At 62.4% G+C, this 24,726-nt stretch carries 22 protein-coding genes and 2 pseudogenes; 6 read left to right on the top strand and 18 right to left on the bottom strand.

The annotated features are described in order from the left end of the window. Window positions 1–42: 42 nt before the first annotated feature. A complete protein-coding gene (lgt, locus tag H9K75_RS20420; protein ID WP_187723901.1) occupies window positions 43–867 on the bottom strand; it encodes a prolipoprotein diacylglyceryl transferase in 825 nt (274 codons plus the stop codon). Window positions 868–966: 99 nt separating this feature from the next. On the opposite strand from lgt, the gene H9K75_RS20415 reads away from it, so the two are divergent. The 3 genes from H9K75_RS20415 to bfr all read left to right on the top strand — a co-directional run bounded on the left by H9K75_RS20415 (window position 967) and on the right by bfr (window position 3,886). Continuing rightward, window positions 967–2,007, top strand: a complete 1,041-nt coding sequence (locus H9K75_RS20415; RefSeq protein ID WP_187723900.1) for a GlxA family transcriptional regulator — start codon at window positions 967–969, stop codon at window positions 2,005–2,007. A gap of 113 nt (window positions 2,008–2,120) precedes the next feature. Beyond that, the gene (locus H9K75_RS20410; RefSeq protein ID WP_187723899.1) at window positions 2,121–3,320 is read left to right on the top strand and encodes an MFS transporter; all 1,200 of its coding nucleotides are present in this window, start codon (window positions 2,121–2,123) and stop codon (window positions 3,318–3,320) included. An 83-nt stretch (window positions 3,321–3,403) separates the two neighbouring features. After that, window positions 3,404–3,886, top strand: coding sequence for a bacterioferritin (bfr, locus tag H9K75_RS20405; protein ID WP_187723898.1), 483 nt, complete (start codon window positions 3,404–3,406; stop codon window positions 3,884–3,886). A 10-nt stretch (window positions 3,887–3,896) separates the two neighbouring features. Here the strand turns inward: bfr and H9K75_RS20400 are convergent, their stop codons facing one another. Next, entirely contained in the window at window positions 3,897–4,679 is a 783-nt protein-coding gene (locus H9K75_RS20400; protein WP_404826370.1) for a LysR family transcriptional regulator, read from the bottom strand. Window positions 4,680–4,905: 226 nt separating this feature from the next. Between H9K75_RS20400 and H9K75_RS20395 the strand changes: the two are divergent. Continuing rightward, window positions 4,906–5,834, top strand: a pseudogene (locus H9K75_RS20395) (MBL fold metallo-hydrolase). Between the two features lie 52 nt (window positions 5,835–5,886). On the opposite strand, the gene ilvD reads toward H9K75_RS20395, so the two are convergent. Together ilvD and H9K75_RS20385 are read right to left on the bottom strand one after the other, a co-directional pair. Continuing rightward, window positions 5,887–7,752: a dihydroxy-acid dehydratase gene (gene ilvD / locus H9K75_RS20390; protein ID WP_187723897.1), complete on the bottom strand. Its 1,866-nt coding sequence runs from the start codon at window positions 7,750–7,752 to the stop codon at window positions 5,887–5,889. 341 nt (window positions 7,753–8,093) lie between these two features. Further along, the gene (locus H9K75_RS20385) at window positions 8,094–8,330 is read right to left on the bottom strand and encodes a TIGR04438 family Trp-rich protein (RefSeq protein ID WP_187723896.1); all 237 of its coding nucleotides are present in this window, start codon (window positions 8,328–8,330) and stop codon (window positions 8,094–8,096) included. Between the two features lie 180 nt (window positions 8,331–8,510). Between H9K75_RS20385 and H9K75_RS20380 the strand changes: the two genes are divergently transcribed. Continuing rightward, complete coding sequence (locus H9K75_RS20380) at window positions 8,511–8,816, top strand: c-type cytochrome (RefSeq protein ID WP_187723895.1); 306 nt, start codon at window positions 8,511–8,513, stop codon at window positions 8,814–8,816. Between the two features lie 104 nt (window positions 8,817–8,920). Here the strand turns inward: H9K75_RS20380 and H9K75_RS20375 are convergent, their stop codons facing one another. The 13 genes and pseudogenes from H9K75_RS20375 to urtA all read right to left on the bottom strand — a co-directional run bounded on the left by H9K75_RS20375 (window position 8,921) and on the right by urtA (window position 22,784). Then, window positions 8,921–9,442 (bottom strand): LapA family protein, encoded by a 522-nt coding sequence (locus H9K75_RS20375; protein ID WP_226858332.1) that lies wholly within the window; start codon window positions 9,440–9,442, stop codon window positions 8,921–8,923. A 531-nt stretch (window positions 9,443–9,973) separates the two neighbouring features. Then, a pseudogene (gene acs, locus H9K75_RS20370) lies at window positions 9,974–11,953 on the bottom strand (acetate--CoA ligase). A 149-nt stretch (window positions 11,954–12,102) separates the two neighbouring features. After that, complete coding sequence (locus H9K75_RS20365) at window positions 12,103–12,726, bottom strand: ANTAR domain-containing response regulator (RefSeq protein WP_226858331.1); 624 nt, start codon at window positions 12,724–12,726, stop codon at window positions 12,103–12,105. A 1-nt stretch (window position 12,727) separates the two neighbouring features. Further along, window positions 12,728–13,909 (bottom strand): transporter substrate-binding domain-containing protein, encoded by a 1,182-nt coding sequence (locus H9K75_RS20360; RefSeq protein WP_187723893.1) that lies wholly within the window; start codon window positions 13,907–13,909, stop codon window positions 12,728–12,730. Window positions 13,910–13,999: 90 nt separating this feature from the next. After that, on the bottom strand, window positions 14,000–14,824 hold the full coding sequence (locus H9K75_RS20355; RefSeq protein WP_187723892.1) for a nitric oxide reductase activation protein NorD: 825 nt from the start codon (window positions 14,822–14,824) through the stop codon (window positions 14,000–14,002). Beyond that, window positions 14,790–16,058, bottom strand: a complete 1,269-nt coding sequence (locus tag H9K75_RS20350) for a hypothetical protein (RefSeq protein ID WP_187723891.1) — start codon at window positions 16,056–16,058, stop codon at window positions 14,790–14,792. The genes H9K75_RS20355 and H9K75_RS20350 overlap by 35 nt, the downstream gene beginning before the upstream one ends. Next, window positions 16,045–16,848 carry a CbbQ/NirQ/NorQ/GpvN family protein gene (locus H9K75_RS20345; protein WP_187723890.1) on the bottom strand — a complete coding sequence of 268 codons (804 nt, stop codon included), beginning with the start codon at window positions 16,846–16,848 and terminating at the stop codon, window positions 16,045–16,047. Before H9K75_RS20345 ends, H9K75_RS20350 begins: the two co-directional genes overlap by 14 nt. 102 nt (window positions 16,849–16,950) lie before the next feature. Next, entirely contained in the window at window positions 16,951–17,988 is a 1,038-nt protein-coding gene (locus tag H9K75_RS20340; protein ID WP_187723889.1) for an aliphatic amidase, read from the bottom strand. Between the two features lie 43 nt (window positions 17,989–18,031). After that, complete coding sequence (gene urtE / locus H9K75_RS20335) at window positions 18,032–18,727, bottom strand: urea ABC transporter ATP-binding subunit UrtE (protein WP_187723888.1); 696 nt, start codon at window positions 18,725–18,727, stop codon at window positions 18,032–18,034. Between the two features lie 24 nt (window positions 18,728–18,751). After that, window positions 18,752–19,480 carry an urea ABC transporter ATP-binding protein UrtD gene (urtD, locus tag H9K75_RS20330; protein WP_187726125.1) on the bottom strand — a complete coding sequence of 243 codons (729 nt, stop codon included), beginning with the start codon at window positions 19,478–19,480 and terminating at the stop codon, window positions 18,752–18,754. 103 nt (window positions 19,481–19,583) lie between these two features. Further along, the gene (urtC, locus tag H9K75_RS20325; RefSeq protein ID WP_226858330.1) at window positions 19,584–20,651 is read right to left on the bottom strand and encodes an urea ABC transporter permease subunit UrtC; all 1,068 of its coding nucleotides are present in this window, start codon (window positions 20,649–20,651) and stop codon (window positions 19,584–19,586) included. Between the two features lie 3 nt (window positions 20,652–20,654). Further along, window positions 20,655–21,560: an urea ABC transporter permease subunit UrtB gene (gene urtB, locus H9K75_RS20320; protein ID WP_187723887.1), complete on the bottom strand. Its 906-nt coding sequence runs from the start codon at window positions 21,558–21,560 to the stop codon at window positions 20,655–20,657. 39 nt (window positions 21,561–21,599) lie between these two features. Continuing rightward, the gene (urtA, locus tag H9K75_RS20315; protein WP_187723886.1) at window positions 21,600–22,784 is read right to left on the bottom strand and encodes an urea ABC transporter substrate-binding protein; all 1,185 of its coding nucleotides are present in this window, start codon (window positions 22,782–22,784) and stop codon (window positions 21,600–21,602) included. Window positions 22,785–23,202: 418 nt separating this feature from the next. Between urtA and H9K75_RS20310 the strand changes: the two genes are divergently transcribed. After that, window positions 23,203–23,799, top strand: a complete 597-nt coding sequence (locus H9K75_RS20310; protein WP_187723885.1) for a YqhA family protein — start codon at window positions 23,203–23,205, stop codon at window positions 23,797–23,799. Here H9K75_RS20310 and H9K75_RS20305 read toward each other — a convergent pair. Then, window positions 23,796–24,719 carry a reductase gene (locus tag H9K75_RS20305; RefSeq protein ID WP_226858329.1) on the bottom strand — a complete coding sequence of 308 codons (924 nt, stop codon included), beginning with the start codon at window positions 24,717–24,719 and terminating at the stop codon, window positions 23,796–23,798. The genes H9K75_RS20310 and H9K75_RS20305 overlap by 4 nt on opposite strands. Between the last annotated feature and the right edge of the window lie 7 nt (window positions 24,720–24,726).

Genomic DNA, 24,726 nt, shown 5'->3' with positions numbered 1-24,726 from the left:
AGTCCTCGCGGATGCTGAACGGGACTACACCCTTCGCAGCTATCAAGCGCTGGCGGGCCGTCGGTGCGCCCAGCCCCACATGGCCGCCCCTGCCAGAATCATCGGCAGGCACAGCCATTGGCCCATGCTCAATCCCATCGACAGGATGCCGAGGAAGTCATCGGGCTCGCGGAAATACTCCGCGATGAAGCGGAACACGCCGTAGCCCACGAGGAACGCCGCCGACACCTCGCCGAGTTTGCGCGGCTTGCGCGCGTACAACCACAGCAGGATGAACAGCAGCAGCCCCTCCATCAGAAACTGGTAGATCTGCGAGGGGTGGCGCGGCATCATCGAGCCGCTTTGCGGGAACACCATGCCCCATGGGAGGTCCGGGCTGGAGAAGCGACCCCAGAGTTCGCCGTTGATGAAATTACCGATCCGACCCGCCGCGAGGCCGGTTGGCACGCACGGAGCAATGAAATCGGTCACCTCGAGCCAGTGCCGTTTGCGCGAATGGGCAAACCACATCATTGCCGCGATCACGCCGAGCATGCCGCCATGAAAGCTCATGCCACCCTGCCATACATAGAAAATTTCGAGCGGATGAGTGAGGTAGTAGCCTGGCTTGTAGAACAGGCAGTAGCCAAGGCGCCCGCCCACCACCACGCCAACCACGCCGAGGAACAGGATGTCTTCCACGTCCTTGCGCGTCCAGGCGCGGTCGCCTGTCATCGAGGCATAGGGCTCGTGTTTCAGCCTGCGCGTGCCGAGAAACATGAACAGTCCAAAGGCGACAAGATAGGTGATGCCATACCAGTGGATGGCAAGAGGCCCGATTTGCAGGGCGACAGGGTCGATATGCGGGTACGTCAGCATGGGCGGCATTGTGCCGCATGAATGACGGAGAGGCGTGTCAGTCAGGGTGGCAAAATTTGTGGGAACAATGTCCTTGCTGCCAAATGCCCGCCGCTGCACACTTGGCGCATGCCAGCCAAACCATCCATTCCTGCAGTCAGCACGCGCCGCGCCAGCGAGGGCCATCTGGTGGTCAGCGTGGGCTACGACAATGCCATGAGCCTCGACATCGTCGGGCCGCTACAGGTGTTTGCCACCGCCAACGACGTGCGCGCGAGGCAGGGTCTGCGTACCTGGTATCAAACGCAATTGGTGGCCCGTTCAGCGGGCGCGGTCACCACGTCCTGCGGCTTGAAGTTGCTGGCCGACCACGGCTGGCGCAATCTGGAATTGCCCGCCAACAGCACGGTCCTGATTCCCGGCGGCGATGGCATCGACGAAGTGCAACACGACGAGGAGCTTCGCCGCTGGCTGCGCGACATCGAGCCCGGCGTGATGCGGCTTGGCTCCGTGTGTTCGGGCGCTCTTGTGCTGGCCCGCGCCGGGCTGCTCGATGGTCACGCGGCGACCACGCACTGGTGCCGGATCGATGAGCTGCGCGCGGGCCATCCCGATATTGCGGTGGACAGCGACCGGCTGCACACCTTCGAGGCGGGCCACGCGGTCTATGGCCACATCTTCACGTCGGCAGGCGTCACGGCCGGGATCGATCTGGCGCTCGCGCTAGTCGAGGCCGATCTGGGCCGCGCGACGGCGCTCGCGGTCGCGCGGCAGCTTGTGATGTTCATGCGCAGGCCCGGCGGACAGGCGCAGTTCAGCCCGCTGCTCACTGCGGAGACCACGCATGCGCCGCGTCTGGCCATGCTGCTCGACTGGATTCCCGGCCAGATCGGTGCCGATCTGAGCGTCGAACGACTTGCGGAACAGGCTTGCCTGCCACCGCGCACGCTGGCGCGCGTGTTTCACAAGGAGCTGGGCACGACACCCGCCCGGTATGTGGAGCGCGTGCGTCTCGAGGCCGCATCGGCACTGCTCGGCCAGCGCCAGGCATCGGTCGCCACCGTGGCGCGGCTGTGCGGATTCGGCCATCCCGAGAACCTGCGCCGCAGCTTCCACAAACATCTGGCCGTGAGCCCCGTGGCGTTTGCAGAACGCTTTGGCTCGGGCTGATCCAGCGCGCCTTCAGGCACCTCACCGCCCCGACTTCGCGCTGCTTCAGGCACGCGCGCGGATGGAGTTTGCCGCGCTTTTTTTCCTTCGCCCCACCTCAGCCGAAAGCCCTCATGATTTTGCGTCGCTATCCCTCACTGGCCGTGCTTAGCGCGGCACAAGCGCTGTACTGGTCGTGCTCGATCATCGGCATTGCGCTCACGGCGCTGGTCGGCCAGCGCCTCTCGCCGTGGCCGATGCTGGCGACGCTGCCGCTGGCATTGCTGGTGCTCGGCAACCTATTGGCCGTGGGCACGATCGCGCGCTGGATGCAAGGGCTCGGGCGCAGGCGCGGGCTGCAACGCGGCGCGGTATTCGGCATCGCAGCGGGCCTGCTCGCGACCTTGGCCGTGCATTGGCAGAACTTTGCCTTGTTCTGCGTGGCGATGGTGTTGCTCGGAGCGTATCAGGCGTCGGCTGGCTTCTACCGGTTTGCCGCGCTGGAGGACGTGGACAAGCAGCACAAGGGCCGCGCCGCCGCATGGGTGATCGCAGGCGGCATCGTCGCAGCGCTGATCGCGCCCAGTCTTGCCTTGCGCGCGGTGAACTGGCTTGCGACTCCCATGGCCGGGGCCTATATGGCGATTGCGGTGCTGGCGTCTGGCGCGCTGGTGCTTCTGAAGTGGCTGCCGGGCTGCGCTACGCCGAAAACCGATGCGACCGACCCTTCATTGCAGCGCGCGCAGCGCAAGCTGCTCTGGTCGCGCCCCGCCGTGCGGCAGGCGTTGTGCATCACGGCCTGCGGACATGGCCTGATGATTCTCGTGATGAACGCCACGCCCTTGGCCATGCACGTCCACGGCCATGCGCTCGTGACTTCGACGCATGTCATCCAGTGGCATGTGCTGGGAATGTTTCTGCCCTCGCTGGCAGCGGGGTCGATGGTGGATCGCTGGGGCACGCGACCCGTGGCCTGGATCGGTGCGGCGCTGCTTGCGGCCAGCGCGGTGATCGCATTGAGCGGGCTCTCGGCGACGCTGTTCCTGATCAGTTCGCTGCTCCTTGGCGCCGGCTGGAATCTGATGCTGCTGGCCGGCACGACCCTGCTCACGCTCGCACATTCGCCCGAGGAGCGCGCCGCGGCTCAACCGCTCATGGAATGGACCAATAGCGCCGTCGCCGCCATCATGTCGTTCAGTTGCGGCGCGCTCATGCAGACGCTGGGCTGGCGCGCCATCAACGTCTTTGCACTGATCGTGTTGATGGTCGTCGCGTGGTGGCTGCGCCGGTCTGTGAATGCGAGTCAGAATCAGGCTACGCAGCAGGCGCTGTGAATAGTCAGATTGACTTGCACGCTTGCGCCAATGCACGGGACAATCAGGCATCCCGGAAATCAGAAAAGAAAGAACAGTTCATCATGCAAGGCCACCCCGAAGTCATCGAAAGCCTGAAGAGCCTGCTGCGCGGCGAACTCGCGGCGCGCGACCAGTACTTCATCCATTCGCGCCAGTATGAAGATCAGGGCTTTGTGCGGCTGTATGAGCGCATTGGTCACGAGATGGAAGAGGAAACCGCGCACGCCGACGCGATCCTGCGTCGCATCCTGATGCTCTCGGGCACGCCCGACATGCGCCCCGATGCGTTCGAGCCCGGTACCACCGTGGTCGAGATGATCGAGAAGGATCTGGAAACCGAATACACCGTGCGCGGCAACCTCAAGGCCGCCATGGCGCTGTGCGAAGAGCATCAGGACTACGTGAGCCGCGACATCCTGCTCGCCCAGTTGCGCGATACCGAGGAAGACCATGCCTACTGGCTCGAAAAGCAACTCGGCCTGATCGCGCAGATAGGCCTGCAGAACTATCTGCAGACCCAGTCGTCAGGATCGGTCAGCGCGTGATGCGCTGGCTTCAGCCCTCGACCTTACGGCCGAGCACCTCCACAAACGCCCGCACCTTTGCGGGCCGAAAGCGCGCGGTCGGGAACACCGCATGGATATCGCCGCGCGGCAGGTGCCAATCAGGCAGCACCTCGACCAGACGGCCTTCGGCAAGATCGGCGCGAATCACGTAGTCCGGCAGAACGCACAGCCCGGCGCCCGAGAGCGAGGCTTCGCGCACCGCAAGCGTCGCATCCAGCAGCAGCGATGCCTTCATCGTCACGCCGATTGACTCCGCCCCATCACGAGACAGGAAATGCCACCTTGTGGGCTCACGCAGGGCCAGGTTGGCAATGATCGGCATGTCGGCAAGCTCGTCGGGCGACTCCATCCGCATTTGCCGATCCAGCCAATGCGGTGCCGCAACCAGCCGCTGCTCGAAATGGCCGATCAAGCGCGCCTGGAGATGGTCCTGCGTCAGCCAGCCCACGCGGATCGCCATGTCTAGATCGCCGGACTGCAAGTCCAGCGTCCTGTCGTTGAAGTGTGCCTGCACCTTGCATTGCGGATACAGCGTGGAAAACGCGGCAATCGCCGGGACGACGACCTCGATGCCATAGTCGAACGGGGCCGTGAGGCGCAGTACGCCGCTGGGCTCTGCGGCCGTTTCCGCCAATTCGTCAAACGCGTCCTCGGCCTCCTTGAGGATACGCGCGCAGCGCGCGTAGAACGCGTTGCCCGCCTCGGTTACCTGCAAGCGCCGCGTACTGCGTATCAGCAGCGTCGTGCGGAACTCGCGCTCCAGCCTCGCCACCTGCTGACTGACGACCGCCTTGGTGATCCCGAGTCGATCCGCCGCCCCGTGAACGAGCCCGCCTCGACCACGGCGGCGAAATAGGCCAACCGATTCAGGCTTGCGAAACCGCCGGTGTGGCTCGATTCGAGATTGTTTGCTTTTGGCATACAAGCTGTTTATCTCGTATGTATTTATCTGTCAATCAAGTCGGCCTACGATTCAGGTTTTCCCCGAAGGTGACGTTATGAACATTTCCCGCTTCGCGCAAACCACCGGTGCACTCGCCATCGCCGCGGCTTTGGCCGCCTGCTCCACCGTCAACTCCGGCACGGCCAACAAGGCCGCCGCCGAAGTTCAGCCGGTTCGCCAGCCGCTTGCAACCGAGGTATTCAACCCCGGCGAAAAGGCCATCTTTGCCGTGAGTTCCGTGCTGGTGCTCGGTCAAAAGGACGCCGTGCTGATTGACGCCCAGTTCTCCGCCGAGCAGGCACGGCATCTGGCCGACCGCATCAAGGCGTCTGGCAGGCGTCTCACCACCATCTACGTCAGCCATGGCGACCCGGACTACTACTTCGGGCTCGACACCCTGCGCGCCGCGTTTCCGGACGCAAGAATCGTCGCCACGCCCGGCACCATCGCCCATATAGAGAAAACCAGGGACGCCAAGCTGCAGGTCTGGGGCCCTAAGCTGGGCGCGAACGCCCCCGGCAAATCATCGTGCCCGAGCCCTTGAAGGGCGACACGCTGATGCTCGAAGGCGAAAGCATCAAGGTGATCGGGCTCGATGGCCCGACGCCGGCCCGCACATTTGCCTGGATTCCATCGATCAAGACGGTGGTGGGCGGCGTGCCGGTGATGGCGGGCGAGCACGTATGGATGGCGGACACACAATCCCCCGAGTCGCGCAAGCACTGGCTGGCAACGCTGGATCGCATCCGGGCATTGCAACCCGCAGCCGTCGTGCCCGGACATTTCGTGGGCACGATGCCGCAAGGCATCGCGGCCGTGAATTTCACTGCCGACTACATCCGCGCCTTCGAGCAGGAAAGCGCCAGGGCCGCCAATTCGACGCAGTTGATCGAGGCGATGAAGAAGCGCTTCCCGAATCTCGGCGGCGAGGCCTCGCTGGAACTCAGCGCCAAGGTCGCCAAAGGCGAGATGAAGTGGGAGTGAGGAGCGATGAACAGGACCACTCCGGCCCTGTTCACACCACCCACGGGGCGCTTCAATCCAGCAGCGACACGTCGCGCACCGCGCCCTTGTCGGCAGAAGTCACCAGCATGGCATAGGCCTTGAGCGCCGTGGACACCTTGCGTGGACGCGGCTTGGTGGGTTTCCAGCCCAGTGCTGCCTGCTCTTCGCGGCGCCTGGCGAGTTCTTCGTCGCTGACCAGTACGTCGATGGTGCGATTGGGAATGTCGATGCGGATGCGGTCGCCGTTCCTCACCAGACCAATCGCTCCACCGGCTGCGGCCTCGGGCGAGCAGTGGCCGATCGACAGGCCCGAGGTGCCGCCCGAAAAGCGACCATCGGTCAGCAGCGCGCATGCCTTGCCCAGGCCCTTGGACTTGATGTAGCTGGTGGGATACAGCATTTCCTGCATGCCGGGGCCGCCCTTGGGGCCTTCGTAGCGCACGACGACCACGTCGCCCGCAACCACCTTGTCGGCAAGAATGTTCTCGACCGCTTCGTCCTGCGACTCGACAACGTGGGCCGGGCCTTCGAACACCAGGATCGAGTCGTCCACGCCCGCCGTCTTCACCACGCAGCCGTTGAGCGCGATGTTGCCGGTGAGCACCGCCAGACCGCCCTCTTTGGAGAACGCGTGGTCGTAGGAGCGGATGCAGCCTTCGGCGCGATCCAGATCGAGGCTCGGCCAGCGCGTGTTCTGGCTGAATGCGACCTGCGTCGGAATGCCTGCGGGGCCGGCCATGTAGAAGGTCTTCACGGCGTCGTCGCTGGTCTGCGTGATGTCCCACTGCGCGAGCGCATCCTTCATGGTCCTGGCGTGCACGGTGGGCACGTCGGTGTGCAGCTTGCCCGCGCGGTCGAGTTCACCAAGAATGGCCATGATGCCGCCCGCGCGGTGCACGTCTTCGATGTGGTACTTGTTGGTGTTGGGCGCCACCTTGCAGAGTTGGGGCACGGTGCGCGAAAGGCGGTCGATGTCCCTCATCGTGAAGTCGATACCGGCCTCCTGCGCAATCGCGAGCAGGTGCAGGATGGTGTTGGTGGAACCGCCCATCGCGATGTCGAGCGTCATCGCGTTTTCAAAGGCCTTGAAGCCCACCGCGCGCGGCAGGACCGATGCGTCTTCCTGTTCGTAGTAGCGCTTGCACAGCTCCACCGCCAGACGGCCCGCGCGCTTGAAGAGCTGCTCGCGGTCGGCGTGCGTTGCCACCACCGTGCCGTTGCCCGGCAGCGCGAGGCCCAGCGCCTCGGCCAGGCAGTTCATGGAATTGGCGGTGAACATGCCCGAACACGAGCCGCAGGTCGGGCACGCCGAGCGTTCGACTTCGGCTATTTCGGCATCGCTGACCTTGTCGTCGGCGGCCATCACCATGGCGTCGACCAGGTCGAGCTTCTTGATCTGTATGGTCTTCGTGCCATCGGCTGCGGGCACGGCCAGACGTACCTTGCCCGCTTCCATCGGGCCACCGGAGACGAACACCACCGGAATGTTCAGACGCATCGCCGCCATGAGCATGCCGGGCGTGATCTTGTCGCAGTTCGAGATGCAGACCATCGCATCGGCGCAATGCGCATTCACCATGTACTCGACCGAGTCGGCAATCACCTCGCGGCTGGGCAGCGAATACAGCATGCCGTCGTGGCCCATGGCGATGCCGTCGTCCACGGCGATGGTGTTGAACTCCTTGGCAACGCCGCCGGCTGCCTCGATCTCGCGCGCGACGAGCTGCCCGAGGTCCTTCAGGTGAACGTGGCCGGGCACGAATTGCGTGAACGAATTGACCACCGCGATGATCGGCTTGGAGAAGTCGTCATCCTTCATGCCGGTGGCTCGCCACAGCGAGCGGGCGCCAGCCATGTTGCGACCGGCGGTGGAGGTTTTGGAACGGTATGCGGGCATCGTGGTTACTGGAGAAGAAACGAGGAAAAACTTTTTCTTAGCGGCTCTGCGTCAACAGCCAATTTATCAAAAAAGTTGAGTGGGCCCGCAGGGTAAACCGGGTCATAGGCGCCAATCACTCCATCGGGAGGCCTTGTGGGCTCCAGCAAAAGCGATCAGGACGGAACATGGCGATTATCTCGCAGCCGTGCTTTCATGACAGGACATGCCAACAATCCGGGGCTGGCGAAAGGTTTGCCCAGGCTTTACGCGCGCGATACCCACAGCGTCCCGAAATAGCCTCAGCATCCACCCATGTTTCATTCATTCATTCGTTCATGCCATCGGCACGCGGCGAAAATTCAGCGACGGTCGTTGCGGCCCATGGCATTTTTGGCACGGTCGATGCGATCCTGACGGCGCTTGTCCATCTTTTCCATGGCCTTGCGCTTCGTGTGCCCGGACGCATCGGCCCACACCCACCACAGGGCCGTGACGGCAAACGGGGAAAGCACCGCCCACCACGACCAGTTGACCACCGGGCTGACTTCGAGATACTTGAGCAGGACCAGCAGAATTCCCAGACCCAATGTGTACACGGCGTTTCCTCCAAAACCTTGTTGGCATGATTCTTTGCAACGGATTGTGGTCCGGCAGGCCGACACACCGGACGCATTGACCCGAAATTCTTGAACCGGTTCATCGAATCAGGTCAACCCCGATCACTACAATCGCATTAATTAGCTGTAACTGTAACCCACGGAAGATAGGAATAGAAGATGAAGCGCACCCTGATCACTCTCGCCATGACCCTCGCGGTGGCAGCTCCCGCCTTCGCCGACCAGGCGCTTGCCACGGCCAAGAACTGCATGGCCTGCCACGCGGTCGACAAGAAGCTCGTGGGGCCTTCGTTCAAGGACGTGGCGGGCAAGTACGCGGGCAAGGCCGGTGCCGTGGATACCCTGGCCGGCAAGATCGTCAAGGGCGGCTCGGGCGTGTGGGGTCCGGTCCCCATGCCCGCCAACGCCCAGGTGAACGACGCCGAAGCCAAGAAGCTGGCCGAGTGGGTACTGACGCTGAAGTAATACACCGGGCATCCCCGGTTGCCCGCCCAAGCAAAACGCCGCGCTGCCATTTTCTGCAGCGCGGCGTTTTTGCCTTGTATCGCGTGCCCTGATTTCAGAAGCGGTCACCGGAGGGCTTGAACGCCCCACATCCAGATCCACACCGGTCGCGCGCACCGAAGTCGCGGCCGGGACGAACCTCGCAAACGCAATTGGTCTTCAAGCTGGCCCATGAAGGCCGCCGTCACATTCTCGGCCTCGGCCGTGCGTGCGGTCACGCGGGCTTCCATCGCGTCCATGCGCGCGTTGAACAGATCCTGCGACTGGCGCTGCTGCGTTTCCAGGAACTGGCGCAGTTCGGTGAAGCGCGAAAGCTCCGCCTTGTCGGCCAAATCGCGCTGAGCCGCCATTTCCTTGACGTGGCGACGCGTTTCCATCAACACGGAGCCGTGCAGAGACAGCACATAGGCCAGGAAGAACACGCACAGCAGCACGGTCAACCCCAGCATGATGGCACCCAGCGGAGCGACGATGTCGGTCACGCCCAGCGACACCGTCGTGGAGGTCATTAGCGTGTTCCAGTTCAGCACCGCCAAAAGAGCAATGACGATGGCGATCAGTAGCAGAAAAATGGTTCTCAAATTCATGATTGACAGACTCCCTCAACGCCGCAAAGCGGCGCACCGACAGAGACAGAGGTGATGGTGGAAAAGCTTGTTTGTATCCGAAGCCAACCGCCAGTCACGCAAACCGGGGAGTTTTAAGGCGAAGTCCTACAGGTCTTTGACAAAGACATACAAACCGGGTGGGAGGGAAAGAAAAGCAGAAAAGACCGATTGCCTGACGGGAACCGGTCTTTTCGAGAGCATTTGCGCGCGATTGCGCCCTGCACATGCGCCGCTTCGCGGCGCTCTGGATCAGTTGGTCTCCGCCAACTGATCTGCAAGAAAGATGATTCTGGTAAGCACGTCACATCGCTGCGCGATATGAGTGCTTCCCGAACCCCGCGATTGCGCCCTGCACATGCGCCGCTTCGCGGCGCTCTGGATCAGTTGGTCTCCGCCAACTGATCTGCAAGGAAGAGGATTCTGGTAAGCACGTCACATCGCTGCGCGATATGAGTGCTTCCCGAACCCCGCAATGCGCCTTGCGCATGCGCCGCTTCGCGGCGCTCTGGATCAGTTGGTCTCCGCCAACTGATCCAGAATTGCGGGGTTCTCCAGCGTGCTGGTGTCCTGGGTGATGGCTTCGCCCTTGGCGAGGGAGCGCAGTAGGCGGCGCATGATCTTGCCGCTGCGGGTCTTGGGCAGGTTGTCGCCGAAGCGGATGTCCTTGGGCTTGGCAATCGGGCCGATTTCCTTGGCGACCCAGTTGCGCAGTTCGGTGGCGATGGCCTTGGCCTCGTCGCCGGTCGGGCGGCCACGCTTGAGCACCACGAATGCGCAGATCGCTTCGCCGGTCACATCGTCGGGACGGCCGACCACGGCGGCCTCTGCCACGAGATCGGTCTTGGCGACCAGGGCCGATTCGATTTCCATCGTGCCCATGCGGTGGCCCGAGACGTTCAGCACGTCGTCGATGCGGCCCGTGATCCGGAAGTAGCCGCGATCTTCACTGCGCACCGCGCCGTCACCGGCGAGGTAGTAGCCCTTGAGTTCCTCGGGAAGTAGCTCTTCTTGAAGCGCTCGGGTCGTTCCAGATCGTGCGGATCATCGATGGCCAGGGTTTCTTGATCACCAGAATGCCGCCCGAGCCGTTGGGCATGTCGTTCCCAGATTCATCGACGATGGCGGCGGTAATGCCCGGCAGCGGCAGCGTGCACGAGCCCGGCACCAGCGGTGTCGCGCCCGGCAGCGGCGTGATGACGTGGCCACCGGTCTCGGTCTGCCAGAAGGTATCGACGATGGGGCAGCGCTCCTCGCCCACATGGCGGTAGTACCACATCCAGGCTTCGGGATTGATGGGCTCGCCGACGCTGCCCAGAATGCGCAGCGATGATTTGTCCCAGTTCTTGGGATGCACCTTTTCGTCGGAATCCGCCGCCTTGATGAGCGAGCGGATCGCCGTCGGCGCGGTGTAGAAGGTGGTGACCTTGTGGCGCTCGATCATCTCCCAGAAGCGGCCCGCGTGCGGGAACGTCGGAATGCCCTCGAACACCACCTGCGTGATGCCAGCGGCGAGCGGGCCATAGCACACGTAGGTGTGACCCGTGATCCAGCCGATGTCGGCCGTGCACCAGAACACATCGTCGGGCTTGGCGTCGAAGGTCCAATCCATCGTGACCTTGGCCCAGAGCAGATAGCCACCGGTGGAATGCTGCACGCCCTTGGGCTTGCCCGTCGAGCCGCTGGTGTAGAGGATGAACAGCGGATGCTCGGCGCCCACCGGCACCGGCTCGCATTCGCTGCTCTGGCCGCGAGGGCTTCGTCAAAGGTCTTGTCGCGTCCGGCGACCATGTTGCATGCGGTCTTGGTGCGCTCGAACACGAAGACGTTCTTCACGCCTTCGCAACCACCGGCGTCGATGGCCTCGTCCACGACGGCCTTGAGCGGCAACTCCTTGCCGCCGCGCAACTGGAAGTTGGCGGTCACCACAGCGACCGCGCCCACGTCCACGATGCGCTCGTTCACCGCCTTGGCCGAGAAACCGCCGAACACCACGCTGTGCGTCGCACCGATGCGCGCGCAGGCCTGCATGGCGACCACGCCTTCGATGGTCATGGGCATGTAGATCAGGACGCGATCACCCTTCTTGATGCCATGCGCCTTGAGCGCATTCGCGAACTGGCTCACGCGCGCCAGCAGTTCCTTGAAGCTGACCTTGGTGACCGTGCCGTCATCGGCTTCAAAAATGATGGCCGTCTTGTTCTCGTTCGCGGTGCCGATGTGCCGGTCCAGGCAGTTGGCGCTCGCGTTGAGCTCGCCATCGGCAAACCATTGGAAGAACGGCGCATTCGAGCCATCGAGCGTCTGCGTGAACGGCTTGGTCCACTGAACGTTCTCGCGTGCAAGGCGCGCCCAGAAACCTTCGAAATCCTTCTCTGCCTCATCGCAAAGTGCCTGATAGCCTGCCATGCCGGACACGTGGGCTGCCTTCACAAAATGATCGGCGGGTGGGAACACACGATTTTCCACCAGCACGGATTCGATCGCGCTCATAGGTTTGTCTCCTGAGTAAATTGACTGGGGGCGATGGTGAATGTGTACGTGCGTGCGCGATGCGCAACCCATATCTTCCAGCATGGCCTGATGTTCATAATATCGAATGTCGCTCTTACGTCTGCCTGACTCAAGTCGTCGAATGGAATTCAGGTTTTCCCGAGGTTGAGGATTTCATTGGCGTTGATGATGGCCGTGGCGATCTCGTCCATCGACATGCGTTTGGCCATGGCCTGTGCGCGGATCAGCTCATACGCCGCGTCCTCCGAAATTCCCCGCGTCTGCATCAGCACCGCCTTGGCATCGGTGAGTCTGCGCTGCCCGAGCAGTCGCGCCTCGAGTTTGCGGATCTGTTTGATCTGGCCGGTCAGTGCATGCTGCACGTCGCGCGCCACCACGAGGGTCGACAACACGCCGAACGAACGCACCGGCGACGGCATGACCGCATGCGCTCCGAGTTCCAACACGGTCTGCACAATCGTCGGGTTTTCGTAGGTGACGATGGCGATCAGCGCGGCCCGCATGTCCGGCGTGCGCCATGTCATGTCGTGGTGAATGATGTCGGGACGCACCGCCACGAACACCACATCGATGGAGTCGGGCAAGGCGAGCGGTGGCGGCCAGAATCCCTGCGTATGGCAACCAATGCGCTGCAACTGCTGAATCAGATGCAGGCCATCCGAATCGTCAGGATGCAGCACCGCCACGCGCAGTGATCGCAGGTCACCCAGCAAGGCCGAATTCGCAGGGCGGCGACGAACAGGTATGTCCACCTTACGGGCCCTCCTGTGCATCGTTGATGAGGTTGGGCAGTTTCACCGTCCAGTCGCCGAGTGAGTGCGTGACCAGATAAGGATCGGGATGCACGGCACGCGTGGCCTCGCGCATGATGACGAATTGCCCGTTCACGTCCACCCGTCCCACTCGCGGGTAAAGGCAGGTATGGTGATTGCGTTCGTCGATGCGCACCCTACCCTGCGGCGCAGTGAATTCACTTCCGAGCAGATGCGGCAGGAGCAGGTTGATCTCGTCGCTGCCGGCCAACCGGAACGCGTTGGCAAACAGGTGGATCTGAAAATACGCGGCCTCCCAGCACAGATTGGGCATGCAGCCATGCCCGAACCGACGGCGAAAGCGCTCAAGGCATCGCTGGTTTACATCCGAGCGGATCGACTGGAAATACGGCGCCGCCGTGAAATGACCGGCCGCCGCGCCAGGCAGCATCTGCGAGATTTCGGCCTCGGAGGTGGTCAGGCTGGCAATCGGCATGCGCGTCGGGTCCAGCCCCGCGTTGGCATAGGCCTGGTAAAGGCTCGCGGTGGAATCGCCCACGATGGTGGAAAAGATGAAGTCGGGCTGCCGCGCCTTGATGTCCATGAGGATGGGCTCGAAATCGATTTCCGTGGCGTCCAGCTTCACGTAGCGTTCACCGAGCAGTTCGCTGTTCGGCCGCTGCTGGATCAACTCCTTCATGATGCGGTTGGACTCCCACGGATAGATGTAGTCCGATCCGATGAGATAGGCCCGCGCGCCGAAGTTGGCCGTCATGTACTCGGCCAGTTGCACACTGTTCTGGTTCGGTGCCGCGCCCGTGTAGATGAGATTGTTGGAGAACTCGAAGCCTTCGTACAAGGTCGGGTAGAACAGCAGCTTGTTCCAGCGCTCGATGATCGGAATCACCGCCTTGCGGCTGCTCGACATGTAGCAGCCGAAGATGGTATTGACGCGGTCTTCGAGAATCAGCCGTTCGGCCAGCGTCGCGTATACGCGCGGATCGGACTGCGCGTCATAGATCACCGGAACGACTTCGCGTCCATCCACGCCACCGGCATCGTTGACCTCCTCGATGCCCAAAAGCGTACCCTGCAACTGCGAGCGCCCGATGCGCGAGGTTGCGCCGGTCTGTGAGAACAGCACTCCGATTCGTAGCGGGTCCTTGTTTGACACTTGAGTCATCCTTTCACTGCCTCGGTTAATGCGCAAATCAAACTTTGGCGGAAAAACAAGAGTTGTGCATCCTCAGTTTTCCCAAGTCCTACGCGACGATCACATCCGCGCAAGTCGCTCCAGAAAGCCGAACAGCCGCGCCGGCAATTCCGCAGGATTGCGCGCCACCGCATAAGCACCCGCGCCGTAGATGGCGCGCGCCGATGCCGCACCTGTATCGCCGACCACCAGCGACGCCACATTAACCCGATTTCGACGTGCTTCGTGCACTGCATGACGCGCATCTTCAAGCAAATACTCGCGATCATGCACATCGATATCGGAAGGCTCACCATCACTCAACACGACGATCACGCGCCGGGCATTGGTTTCGTGCGCAACCATGCCGCTCGCATGACGCAACGCAGCGCCGAGGCGCGTCGAGTAAGCCGCGCGCAGGCCTTGGAGCGCGCGCTCGCCCCCGGAATCCAGGCGCGCGCCAAAGTCCAGCATCCTGAAGTACGAAATGGATTTGCGCGTATCGGAATGAAAGCCATGAATCGCCAATCGCATCGTGCTGCCGTCAAGGCGTTTGGCCAGCAGGCGCAGCGCCTGCTTTTGAAGATCGAGAAGGCGCAGATCGGTGTTTGCGACCAAATCATTGCAGGACTCCGAGAGGTCCACCAGCACCAACAGACTCAGTGCCGGAGATGCACGGCCCGCATCACGAAAAATGCGCTGACCGGGATCGCGGCTCGAGCGACGATCCACCTGCCATTCGATGGCCGCATCGAGATCCAGCTCATCGCCTTGCCACTGCCTGCGCAGGCGCACACTGCGGTCGGTGCGTAGCGCGGCACGCCACTTTCCATGCCGCGATGGCGGCTCGCGCCAGTGCGCGTTCGCCGACTCACCCACGAGGGCAAACGCTCGTATACGGTACACCAGTCACTGCGCAATCGCTCCGCGCGGTAGTCCCATTCGGGTAGAAAAACGGCAGCGGGTCGCCCGCACATACCAGTGGCGCTTCAACGCCATCGCGATCTTCGCCGGACTGTGGGGGCGGCGTGCGTGCGGTTTGCTGCACCGGCACGTCGCTTTGAATTTCCGGCGGCGGGTCATTCGCGTTGTCGCCCAGATCCCAGAGAAAACTGTTGTCGTCCCGGTAGGCCGCAGGCACATGGAAGGTCTGCAAGTTCATGCGCAACCGCATCTGTCCCAGATCGTTGGCGAGCACCGAGGCGGCCTGACGCAGCGCGTTGGGCCCTTTCAACTGACCGTCGTCGCGCAGCCGCGAAAACGCTGTGCGGGCCTTGACGATCCAGGCATGCGGGTCCTCATGAGCCTCGTCCGCCAATGCCCAGTGCAGCCGCGCGAGCAGTCCTTCAAAATCGTCGCGGCGTTCCTCGCGCGCCTGAACCGGCCACGCCTGCGCAAACCAGCGGCCCACACCCGGCAGTTCGTTCGCAAACAACCATTCGGCGCGCGCGTCCTCCAGCGCACCGACGACCGCATGACCCATCGGCTTGAGTCCACGCCCGGGCAGTTTGCGCGGCGAGTGCTTCCAGTGCGCCGCAGCATGCGCAACGGCAGCGCGCAGCAGTTCACAGGAATCCGCGCCATCAAGCGCGGTGTAGCCGTCGGGCAGGAACAAGCCATGCTCAGGCTCCAGCACCGGCCTCTGCGCTGCCGCGTGCAGCACGGTTTGCGACCGCACCTGCACCGCCATGGACTCACCCGCGAGCAGGTGTGCAAGCCAGCCCAGCGAGGGCAGCAGGCTGGAGACATCCACCAGTGACGCTTCGCGATGCAAGGCCTGGACGGCATCGCCGCTGTCCAGGTCGAAATAACGCTGGAGGGCCTGCCCGTTCGCCCCCTCATGCAGACGCAGGCCCGTCAATATCCAGCGCCGCAATCCCTCGACCGACAATCTGCGCATCAATCCATCAAGCCGCTCGACGACCGCGAATGCCGCGAGCGGCTGCGCGGCATGCAGCGCTTCCAGCAGTTCGAGAAGCGCAAGCCAGTCGCGCTCGGGCACGCGTGCGGCAAGCGCGTGGACCTGCTGCGCAACGGCGCGTTCGAGCAGTGCGAGATCGCCGACACGCCACCGCGCGCGCATGCGCTCCCAGGCACGCGGAGACTTCGACGACAGCGCCGTGGATTCAGAAATGCGCATCGACCAGATTCTTCAACGCACGTTGCAGATCGGGCTCGTCGCTCAGAGGAACAACCAGCGCCAGATTGCAGGCCGCGACGGCGTCCACGCCATGGCGGATCAAACGTCCGGCGTGAATCAGCATGCGTGTGGACATCCCCTCCTCGAGACCGCGCTCGACCAAGGCACGCGACTGCTCGCCAATCGTCACCAAGCGTGCGGCAAGCGCGGAATCAATGCCTGCTTCATGGGCGACGATCCGCCGCTCCAGATCTGCCGGAGGGTAGTTGAAATCCAGCGCCAGAAATCGCTGACGCGTCGATTGCTTCAGGTCCTTGGTGTGACTCTGGTATCCCGGGTTGTACGACACCACGAGTTGAAAATCCGGGTGTGCCTGAATCAACTCCCCCTTCTTGTCGAGCGGCAGTTGTCGGCGCGCGTCGGTCAGCGGATGGATCACCACCGTGGTGTCCTGCCGCGTTTCCACCACCTCGTCGAGATAGCAGATCGCGCCATGTCGTACCGCCATGGTGAGCGGCCCGTCATGCCAGGTGGTGCCGTTGGCGTCGAGAAGATAGCGCCCCACGAGATCGGCCGCCGTCATGTCTTCGTTGCACGCCACGGTGACGAGCGGCCTGTCGAGCTTCCAGGCCATGTGCTCCACCAGCCGTGTCTTGCCGCAGCCGGTCGGCCCCTTGAGCATCAGCGGCAGCCGCAAGGCATAGGCCGCCTCGAACATGGCCACCTCGCGGTCGACCTCGTTGTAGAACGGCTCGTGTCCAATCCAGTATTCTTCGAGAGCTTCGATCATGGGCTTTCCCATCTCCATCTTTCCCATCTCCATTGGTCTGCAAAAAAACCGATTCGCGATGCCAATCCACTGCAAGGACACACCGGCATCGCGAACCGGAAATCAACGGTGCTTTGCAGGCTCGTTCGGAATGCCTTCAATCGGACACTCAGGCGTACCGACGGTGGATCGTGTGAACGACTCGACCATTTCCCGGGTTCCCTCGGGATCATTGATCCACTTTTCATAGAAACCATACGGGCAGGCCGCAAGCCCATTGGCTTCTTCTCCGGAATTCATCTTTCCGGTGTAACCACGATGCAGCAGTTTGAACAGATGGTTTTGCGACTGTCCGTTCTTGCGTGCGTCGCGGATCAGAAATTTGGAGAGTTCTGCGTACTGAACACCCATGTTTTCCTCGCCGCATTCACCGAGCGTGCGGCCATCGAACCCGATGATTGCGGAATGACCAAAGTAGGAATACACACCGTCGAAGCCTGCCGCGTTCGCGACCGCCACGTAGACGTTATTCATCCACGCCATGGCCTTGGATACCATCACCTGCTGGTCCTTCGCGGGGTACATGTAGCCCTGGCAACGAATGATCAATTCCGCGCCCTTCATTGCGCAGTCGCGCCAGATCTCGGGGTAGTTGCCATCGTCGCAAATGATGAGGCTGATCTTGAGGCCCTTGGGACCCTCGCTCACGTAAGTGCAGTTGCCGGGATACCAGCCTTCGATCGGCACCCAGGGCATGATCTTGCGGTACTTCTGCACGATCTCGCCCTGATCATTCATCAGGATGAGCGTGTTGTAAGGCGCCTTGTTCGGGTGTTCCTCATGGCGCTCGCCGGTGAGCGAGAACACGCCCCAGACCTTGGCCTTGCGACAGGCTTCGGCGAAGATCGCGGTTTCGTCACCCGGCACGGTCGAGGCCGTTTCGTACATCTCCTTGGGGTCGTACATGATCCCATGCGTGGAGTACTCGGGAAAGATCACCAGATCCATGCCCGGCAGGCCCTGCTTCATGCCGACCACCATGTCGGCGATCTTGCGCGCGTTGTCCAGCACCTCGGCCCTGGTGTGCAGGCGAGGCATCTGGTAGTTGACGACGGCCACGCCGACGGCGTCCGCACTGCTTGAAATGTCTCCGTGTCTCATTTCTGTTCTCCATTGAGTTGGGTTGATGAACTGGCAATCAGGATCACACGGTCAGGAAGGCACTGACCTTGGCCTGATCGAGCGTGGCGCGTGCTTCCTCGTGCACGATGCGGCCCCGGTCGATCACAAGAAACCGGTCGGCGAGGTCGAGCGCAAAGCTCAGCACCTGTTCGGACACCAGAATCGCGAACTGCCGCTCGCGCCTGAGCACGTTCAGAATGCGCGCCATGTCCTTGATGATCGAGGGCTGAATGCCCTCGGTAGGCTCGTCGAGGATCAGCAGTCGCGGGTTGGTGACCAGTGCCCGCGCAATCGCGAGCATCTGCTGCTGACCGCCCGAGAGATTGCCGCCCTTGCGATCACGCATCTCTGCGAGCACGGGAAACGCTGCGTGCACGTAGTCAGGCACACGCCTTGAGTCCTGCGCCTTGCGATCCATCGCGACAAGAATGTTTTCCTCGACCGTCAGCTGCGAAAAAATCATGCGCCCCTGCGGAACGAACGCCATGCCGCTGTGCACGCGCTGATGGCTCGGAAGCCCGGCGAGCGACACGCCATCAAGCGATATCTGCCCGCGCTTGGCCGGCAGCATGCCGATCAGCGCCTTGAGCAAGGTGGTCTTGCCCATGCCATTGCGACCCATGAGTGCCACGGCCTCGCCACCTGCCACATGGAGCGAAACCTGGTGCACCACGTCGGACTCGCCATAACCGACCTGCAATTGGTTGACTTCAAGCATTTTTCAATCTCCGATACGCGCGATTCAATGTCCGAGATACACGTCGATCACGCGCGGATCGGACTGCACCTGTTCGACCGAACCTTCGCTGAGCAAACGTCCCTGGTGCAGCACCGTGACCTTGTGCGCGATGCGTTTGACGAAGTCCATGTCGTGCTCGATCACGATCACCGATTTGCCAGCCGAGATGCGCGAGAGCAGCTCCGCCGTCTGTTCGCGCTCGCGCGGACTCATTCCGGCGACGGGTTCGTCAAGCAGCAGCAGCCTTGGTTCCTGCGTGAGCAACATGCCGATTTCGAGCCACTGCTTCTGCCCATGGCTGAGTTGGCCGGCCTTGTGCGCCAGCGCATCCAGCAAGAACACCTCGCGCGCCGCGGCTTCGATGGCCTCACGTGCGCGCGCATCGCGGCGAAAGCACAGCGAACCCAGCACGCCCTGCCCTTGCGGCAGCGAGATTTCCAGGTTCTCGGCAACCGTCAGATCCTCGTACACCGAAGGCGTCTGGAACTTGCGGCCAATGCCGGCCTTGACGATCCGGTCCTCACTGAGGCGCGTCATCTCCTCCCCATCAAACAGAATCTGTCCCGACGTGGGGCGCGTCTTTCCGCAGATCATGTCGAGCAGCGTGGTCTTGCCCGCGCCGTTCGGCCCGATCACGACGCGCAGTTCGCGCTGGCCGACACTGAGGTTCAGGTTGTCGACGGCCTTGAAGCCGTCGAACGACACGCTCAGATCGCGGATTTCCAGGATCATCCTGCGTGCGGACTCTCCGGTCGTCGCAGCAACGCAAGCCGAGGCCTGCGCCTCCATCGAAAGCGCATTTCGCTGCAATGTCATGGTGGTGGTATTCATGTGTTCAACTCCATTGCGCGCACCGCAGGCGCAGGGCTTTTTCTCCGGCGATCGATCCACCAGCGGTCCAGCAGCCCGAACAGGCCGTTCGGCAACACCAGCACCACGATGAGAAACAGTGCGCCCAGAAAGTACAGCCAGGTTTCGGGAAGGTTTCCGAGAGCCACGACCGCAGAAAGCCGACCAGCACCGCGCCCAGCACGGCACCTGCAATCGACAGGCGTCCGCCCACCGCCGCGAAGATCACCATCTCCACCGATGCGACGACACCGATGGCGTTGGGCGCGATCAGCCCGACCTGCAGCGCATAGAACGCGCCGCCGATTGCCGAGAAGAACGCCGCCAATGCGAACACCGCCGCCTTGATGTGTGCGGTGTTGTAGCCGCTGAATCGCACGCGGCCTTCCTGGTCGCGAATCGCGATCAGCACCTTGCCGAGGCGGCTGCGCGCCACGAACAAGGCGACACCCATCACACCCGCGAGCACGAACACTTCCACGAAGTAGAGCGTGCGCTGCGCCGCTTCGGTCGTGATCGGCCACTGCAGCAGCGTGCGGAAATCGGTGATGCCGTTCGCGCCGCCCGTGTCACCCTGCTGACCGACGATCAGCACCGTCATGGTGAGCGCGAGAGCCAGCGTGACGATGGAGAAGTACACGCCGCTCACACGCTTCTTGAACACCGCGTACGAGAACAGGTAGGCGAGTGCCGCGGGCAACACCGCGATGAAGAGCAGCGTCCAGCCCAGATGTTGGAATGGTGCCCACCACAGCGGCAGTTGCTCGACGCTGCTCCACACCATGAAGTCCGGCAGTTCGGGCGCGGAGGCTTCGAGTTTGAGAAACATCGCAAGCATGTAGCCGCCAAGCCCGAAGAAGATGCCCTGCCCCAGACTCAACATGCCGCCGTAGCCCCAGGTCAGCACGACCCCGATTGCGACGAACGCGAAGGCCAGATATTTGGACATGAGGTTGAGCCGGAAAGGATCAAGCGCCATCGGCACGACCGTGAGCAGCAGCGCCAGCAGCACCAGCGAACCCACGACTTCCAGTTTGAGTTTTTGCGTTCCCATGATTCAGCTCCGGGTGCGCCGCGCAAACAGACCTTGCGGGCGGAAATACAGCACCACGATGACCAGCGCCAGGATGCTCACGCGCGCCATCGACCCACTCATCAGATATTCAAGAACCGTCTGCGACTCGGCAATCGTGAAGCCCGAGAGCGCGGTTCCGAGCAGGCTTTGCACGCCGCCGAACACCACGATGATGAACGCGTCCACGATGTAGAGCTGGCCGGTTCCGGGATTGGTCGATCCCACCATCGTGAACACGCTGCCCGCAATGCCGGCGAGGCCAGCGCCCAGCGCAAACGTGAGCGCATCGACACGCGCGGTGTTGATGCCCACCGCAGACGCCATCTGCCGGTTCTGCATCACCGAGCGCACCCGCAGACCCCAGCGCGTCCGATACAGCAGCCAATACACGGCAAGTCCAACGACTGCGGTCAGCGCGATGATGAACAACCGGTTCAGCGGAAACTGCATGCCGTCCGTGGGCTCCCACGCCCCGGCCAGCCATCCGGGCAACGGCACGCTGACCTCCTGCGCACCGAACAGGCTGCGGTAGGTCTGCTGCAGGATCAGGCTCAGACCCCAGGTGGCGAGCAGCTTGTCGAGCGGACGGTTGTAGAGAAAGCGGATCAGTCCGCGCTCAATCGCCCAGCCCGCCGCAAACGTCACGCCGAACGCGACCGGTATTGCGATGAACAGGTAGATGCCCACCCACCATCCGGGCAACAACTGCTCGCAGACCTTGGCCGTGAGATAGGTTGCATAGGCCCCCATGGCCATGAGCTCCCCGTGCGCCATGTTGATCACACCCATGAGGCCGAACACGATGGCAAGCCCCAGGGACATGAGCAACAGGACGGTGAACAGACTGATGCCGTTGAACGCCTGCATCACAGCGATATCGAAGCTCATGGCCGTGTTCCGTTTCTTTCTTCTATGTGGCAATGCCGATCAGAATTTCGGGAATGGATTGGGCGCAATCAGCTCGGGCGATTCCCAGACCACCTCGAATTGCCCGTCCGCCAGCGCGCGTCCAATGCGCACTTTCTTGTAGACGTGATGGTTGGATTCGTGCACCCGCACCTTGCCTTCGGGCGCGTCCAGCTCCAGCCCGGCAGATGCCTCGATCACCTTTTGCGGGTCGAAGCTCTTGGCCTTTTCCACGGCCAGCTTCCACAGATGCACGCAGTTGTAGGCCACCTGCATCGGATCACCGATCACGCGCTGCGCGCCGTAGCGGGCCTTGAATGCCTTCACGAAACGCTCGTTCACCGGATTCTTCAAACTCTGGAAGTAGCCCATGCAGGCGTAATAACCCGCCGCGTTGTCGCGACCGATGCCCTCGATTTCGTTCTCCGAGACCACGGTGGACAGCAGCACCTGCTTGGCGCCATCGAGCCCCGCAGCACGCAGTTGCTTGTACAGCGCCACGTTCGAGCCGCCGACCACCGTGCTGTAGATGCAGTCGGGCTTGGCCGCCTTGATCTTGTTGATGATCGACGAGAACTCGGTATGGCCGAGCGGCGCGTATTCCTCGCCGACCACCCGTCCGCCAGCCTTGGCAATCGCCTGTTTGGCGATCTTGTTGCAGGTGCGTGGATAGATGTAGTCCGATCCCACGAGGAACACCGTCTTGCCCTTTTCCTTCACCAGCCACTCGGACGCGGCAACCACCGACTGCGTCGCCTCCTGCGATGGATAGATGACGTGCTTGTCCATCTCCTGGCCTTCGTAGTAGGTCGGGTAGTACAGCAAGCCCTTGTTGGCCGCGAGCGCGGGCAGCACCGCCTTGCGCGACGCCGACGTGTAGCAGCCGATGATGGCGGCCACCTTGTCGCGTTCGAGCAGCTTGCGGGCCTTTTCGGCGAACACGGTGTTCTCGCTCGCGCCGTCCTCCAGCACGATCTCGATCTTCTTGCCAAGCACACCACCGGCCGCGTTGATCTCGTCGACCGCCATCTTCTCGGCATCGACGAGCGAGGCTTCCGCAATCGCAATCGTTCCAGACAGCGAATGCAGCAGGCCGAGCTTGACGGCCTCCTGCGCAAGCGCCCACTGCGGCAGCCCCGCACCGGCGCCCAGCAATACCGAACCGCTTATTCCGCCAACGAGCTGGCGCCTGTTGAGTTTTTCCATGGCCTGGGTCTCCTGTTGTGTTTGAACCGACGTTGTGAGAAATGCCGACGCGCGGCAATCGACGAAGTCCCTGAACAGGTAGCGACCGGACACAGGCGTGCGCAAGCCCAACTCCTGATGGAGAAGCTCAAAACAAGAACTGGTGGGAAGCTGAAAACAAAAAAAGCCCAAGTCAGAAAACTGACTTGGGCTTCCTTGCCCGGGACTCATCTGGCAGCACTGGCAGATCGGTCCCTGTATCTGTACGGGTGATTCGTGTAGCAGATTGTAGAAGCCCCTTACTATCACCCCACATCGGTAGTTACCCGAAAATTTCCAATATATTCACACGCGCTCGTCCCCACCTCGCGAGCATTGCGCATTGAATTTCTCGCGTGCGCATATCTGCACTCAAAACCTCACCAACCAGACCCATACCATGCCGCATATTTCGCTGCGCCCGCTGCCCAGTCTCATCTTCGCCAGTCGCTGGCTGCAACTGCCCTTGTACCTCGGCCTCATCGCTGCACAGGGCATTTACGTGTTTCATTTCTGGGTTGAGCTGGTGCATCTGGTCGAGGCTGCGTTCGGCAGCACCACCGCGCTCGACAAGCTGGTCACGAGCATCGGCTACAAGACCACCGCGCCGATCACCACGTTGAACGAAACCGTGATCATGCTGGTCGTACTCGCGTTGATCGACGTGGTGATGATTTCCAACCTGCTGATCATGGTGATCGTGGGCGGTTATGAAACCTTCGTCTCGCGCCTGAACCTCGAAGGCCACCCCGACCAGCCCGAATGGCTGAGCCATGTGAACGCATCGGTGCTCAAGGTGAAGCTCGCGACCGCGATCATCGGCATCAGCTCCATCCATCTGCTCAAGACCTTCATCAACGCGGACAACTACTCCGACCGCGTGCTGATCGCGCAGACCGCCATCCACATCACCTTCCTGCTGAGCGCGCTCGCCATTGCGCTGACCGACAGGCTGCTGAGCCACGGTCATTCGAGCGGCCACGGTACAGCTTCCTAAGGCCTGTCGCGCAGCGCCTTGGCGGTGTCCCTGGCCTTGTCGTTTTCGGCCTTCAGGTGGGCGAGTTCTTCTGGACTCACGCGCTCCACATTGCAGTAGTCGAGCTTCCATTCCCACCGCTCGCTCCACACCTGCGGCGATTGCACCGTGGTGCGAGGGGCCGGGGCTGACTCGAGTACGCGCAGCGCAAGCTCCAGCGTCTCGCGCTGAGACTGCGCATCGTGCGGCTTGCCCGCGCCGTTGCCCAGCGGAAAGTCCGAGAACAGAAAGCGCGGCACGCCCACATGCTCGACGATGTCCTTGGCACAGCCCATGATCACCGTGGCTATGCCGGCGGCCTCGAGCGCCCGCGCGGTCAGCGACAGGGTCTGATGGCAGACGGGGCAGTTGGGAACCAGCACGGCGACGTCGGCACCCTCGGCCCGGCAGCGTTCGAGAATCACCGGGACGTCCACCGCAAGCGTATGCCGCTGGCTGCGGTTGGTGGGCACACCATGGAAATTTCTGGTGAGCGCGCCGATGCGGCCCTGCTTCACGAGTTCGCGCATCAACGGCAGCGGAAACCAGGTATTGCTGTCCTCCATCGAGGTGTGCTTGCGGTCGATGCTCACATGCGAGATGCGCAGATCGTGATCCTCGCGCGTGTCGCCGACGAACGGCTCATAGAACTTGGCCGCCGCGTTGTACGGCGCGCCCGGACCCTGAGGCCCTTTGTCGGGCTGATACGGCGCCGCCGTGGTCAGCAATGCCACGCGGCTTTGCGACAGCGGCCGCGTCAATGCCGTGAACGGCACCTGCGCGCAGTGCGCATAGCGGTACGGGTTGTCGTAGCCCAGCGCCAGATACCAGTCGCGCGTGCGCTGCATGTAGGGCACGGGCACGTCGTCGAATGCGGCCACATCGGCGCTGCTCATCGTCACGTTCATC

This window comes from Diaphorobacter aerolatus (genome assembly GCF_014489535.1).
GTDB lineage: Bacteria > Pseudomonadota > Gammaproteobacteria > Burkholderiales > Burkholderiaceae_C > Diaphorobacter_A > Diaphorobacter_A aerolatus.
This window is presented reverse-complemented; position numbering and strand designations above follow the sequence as displayed.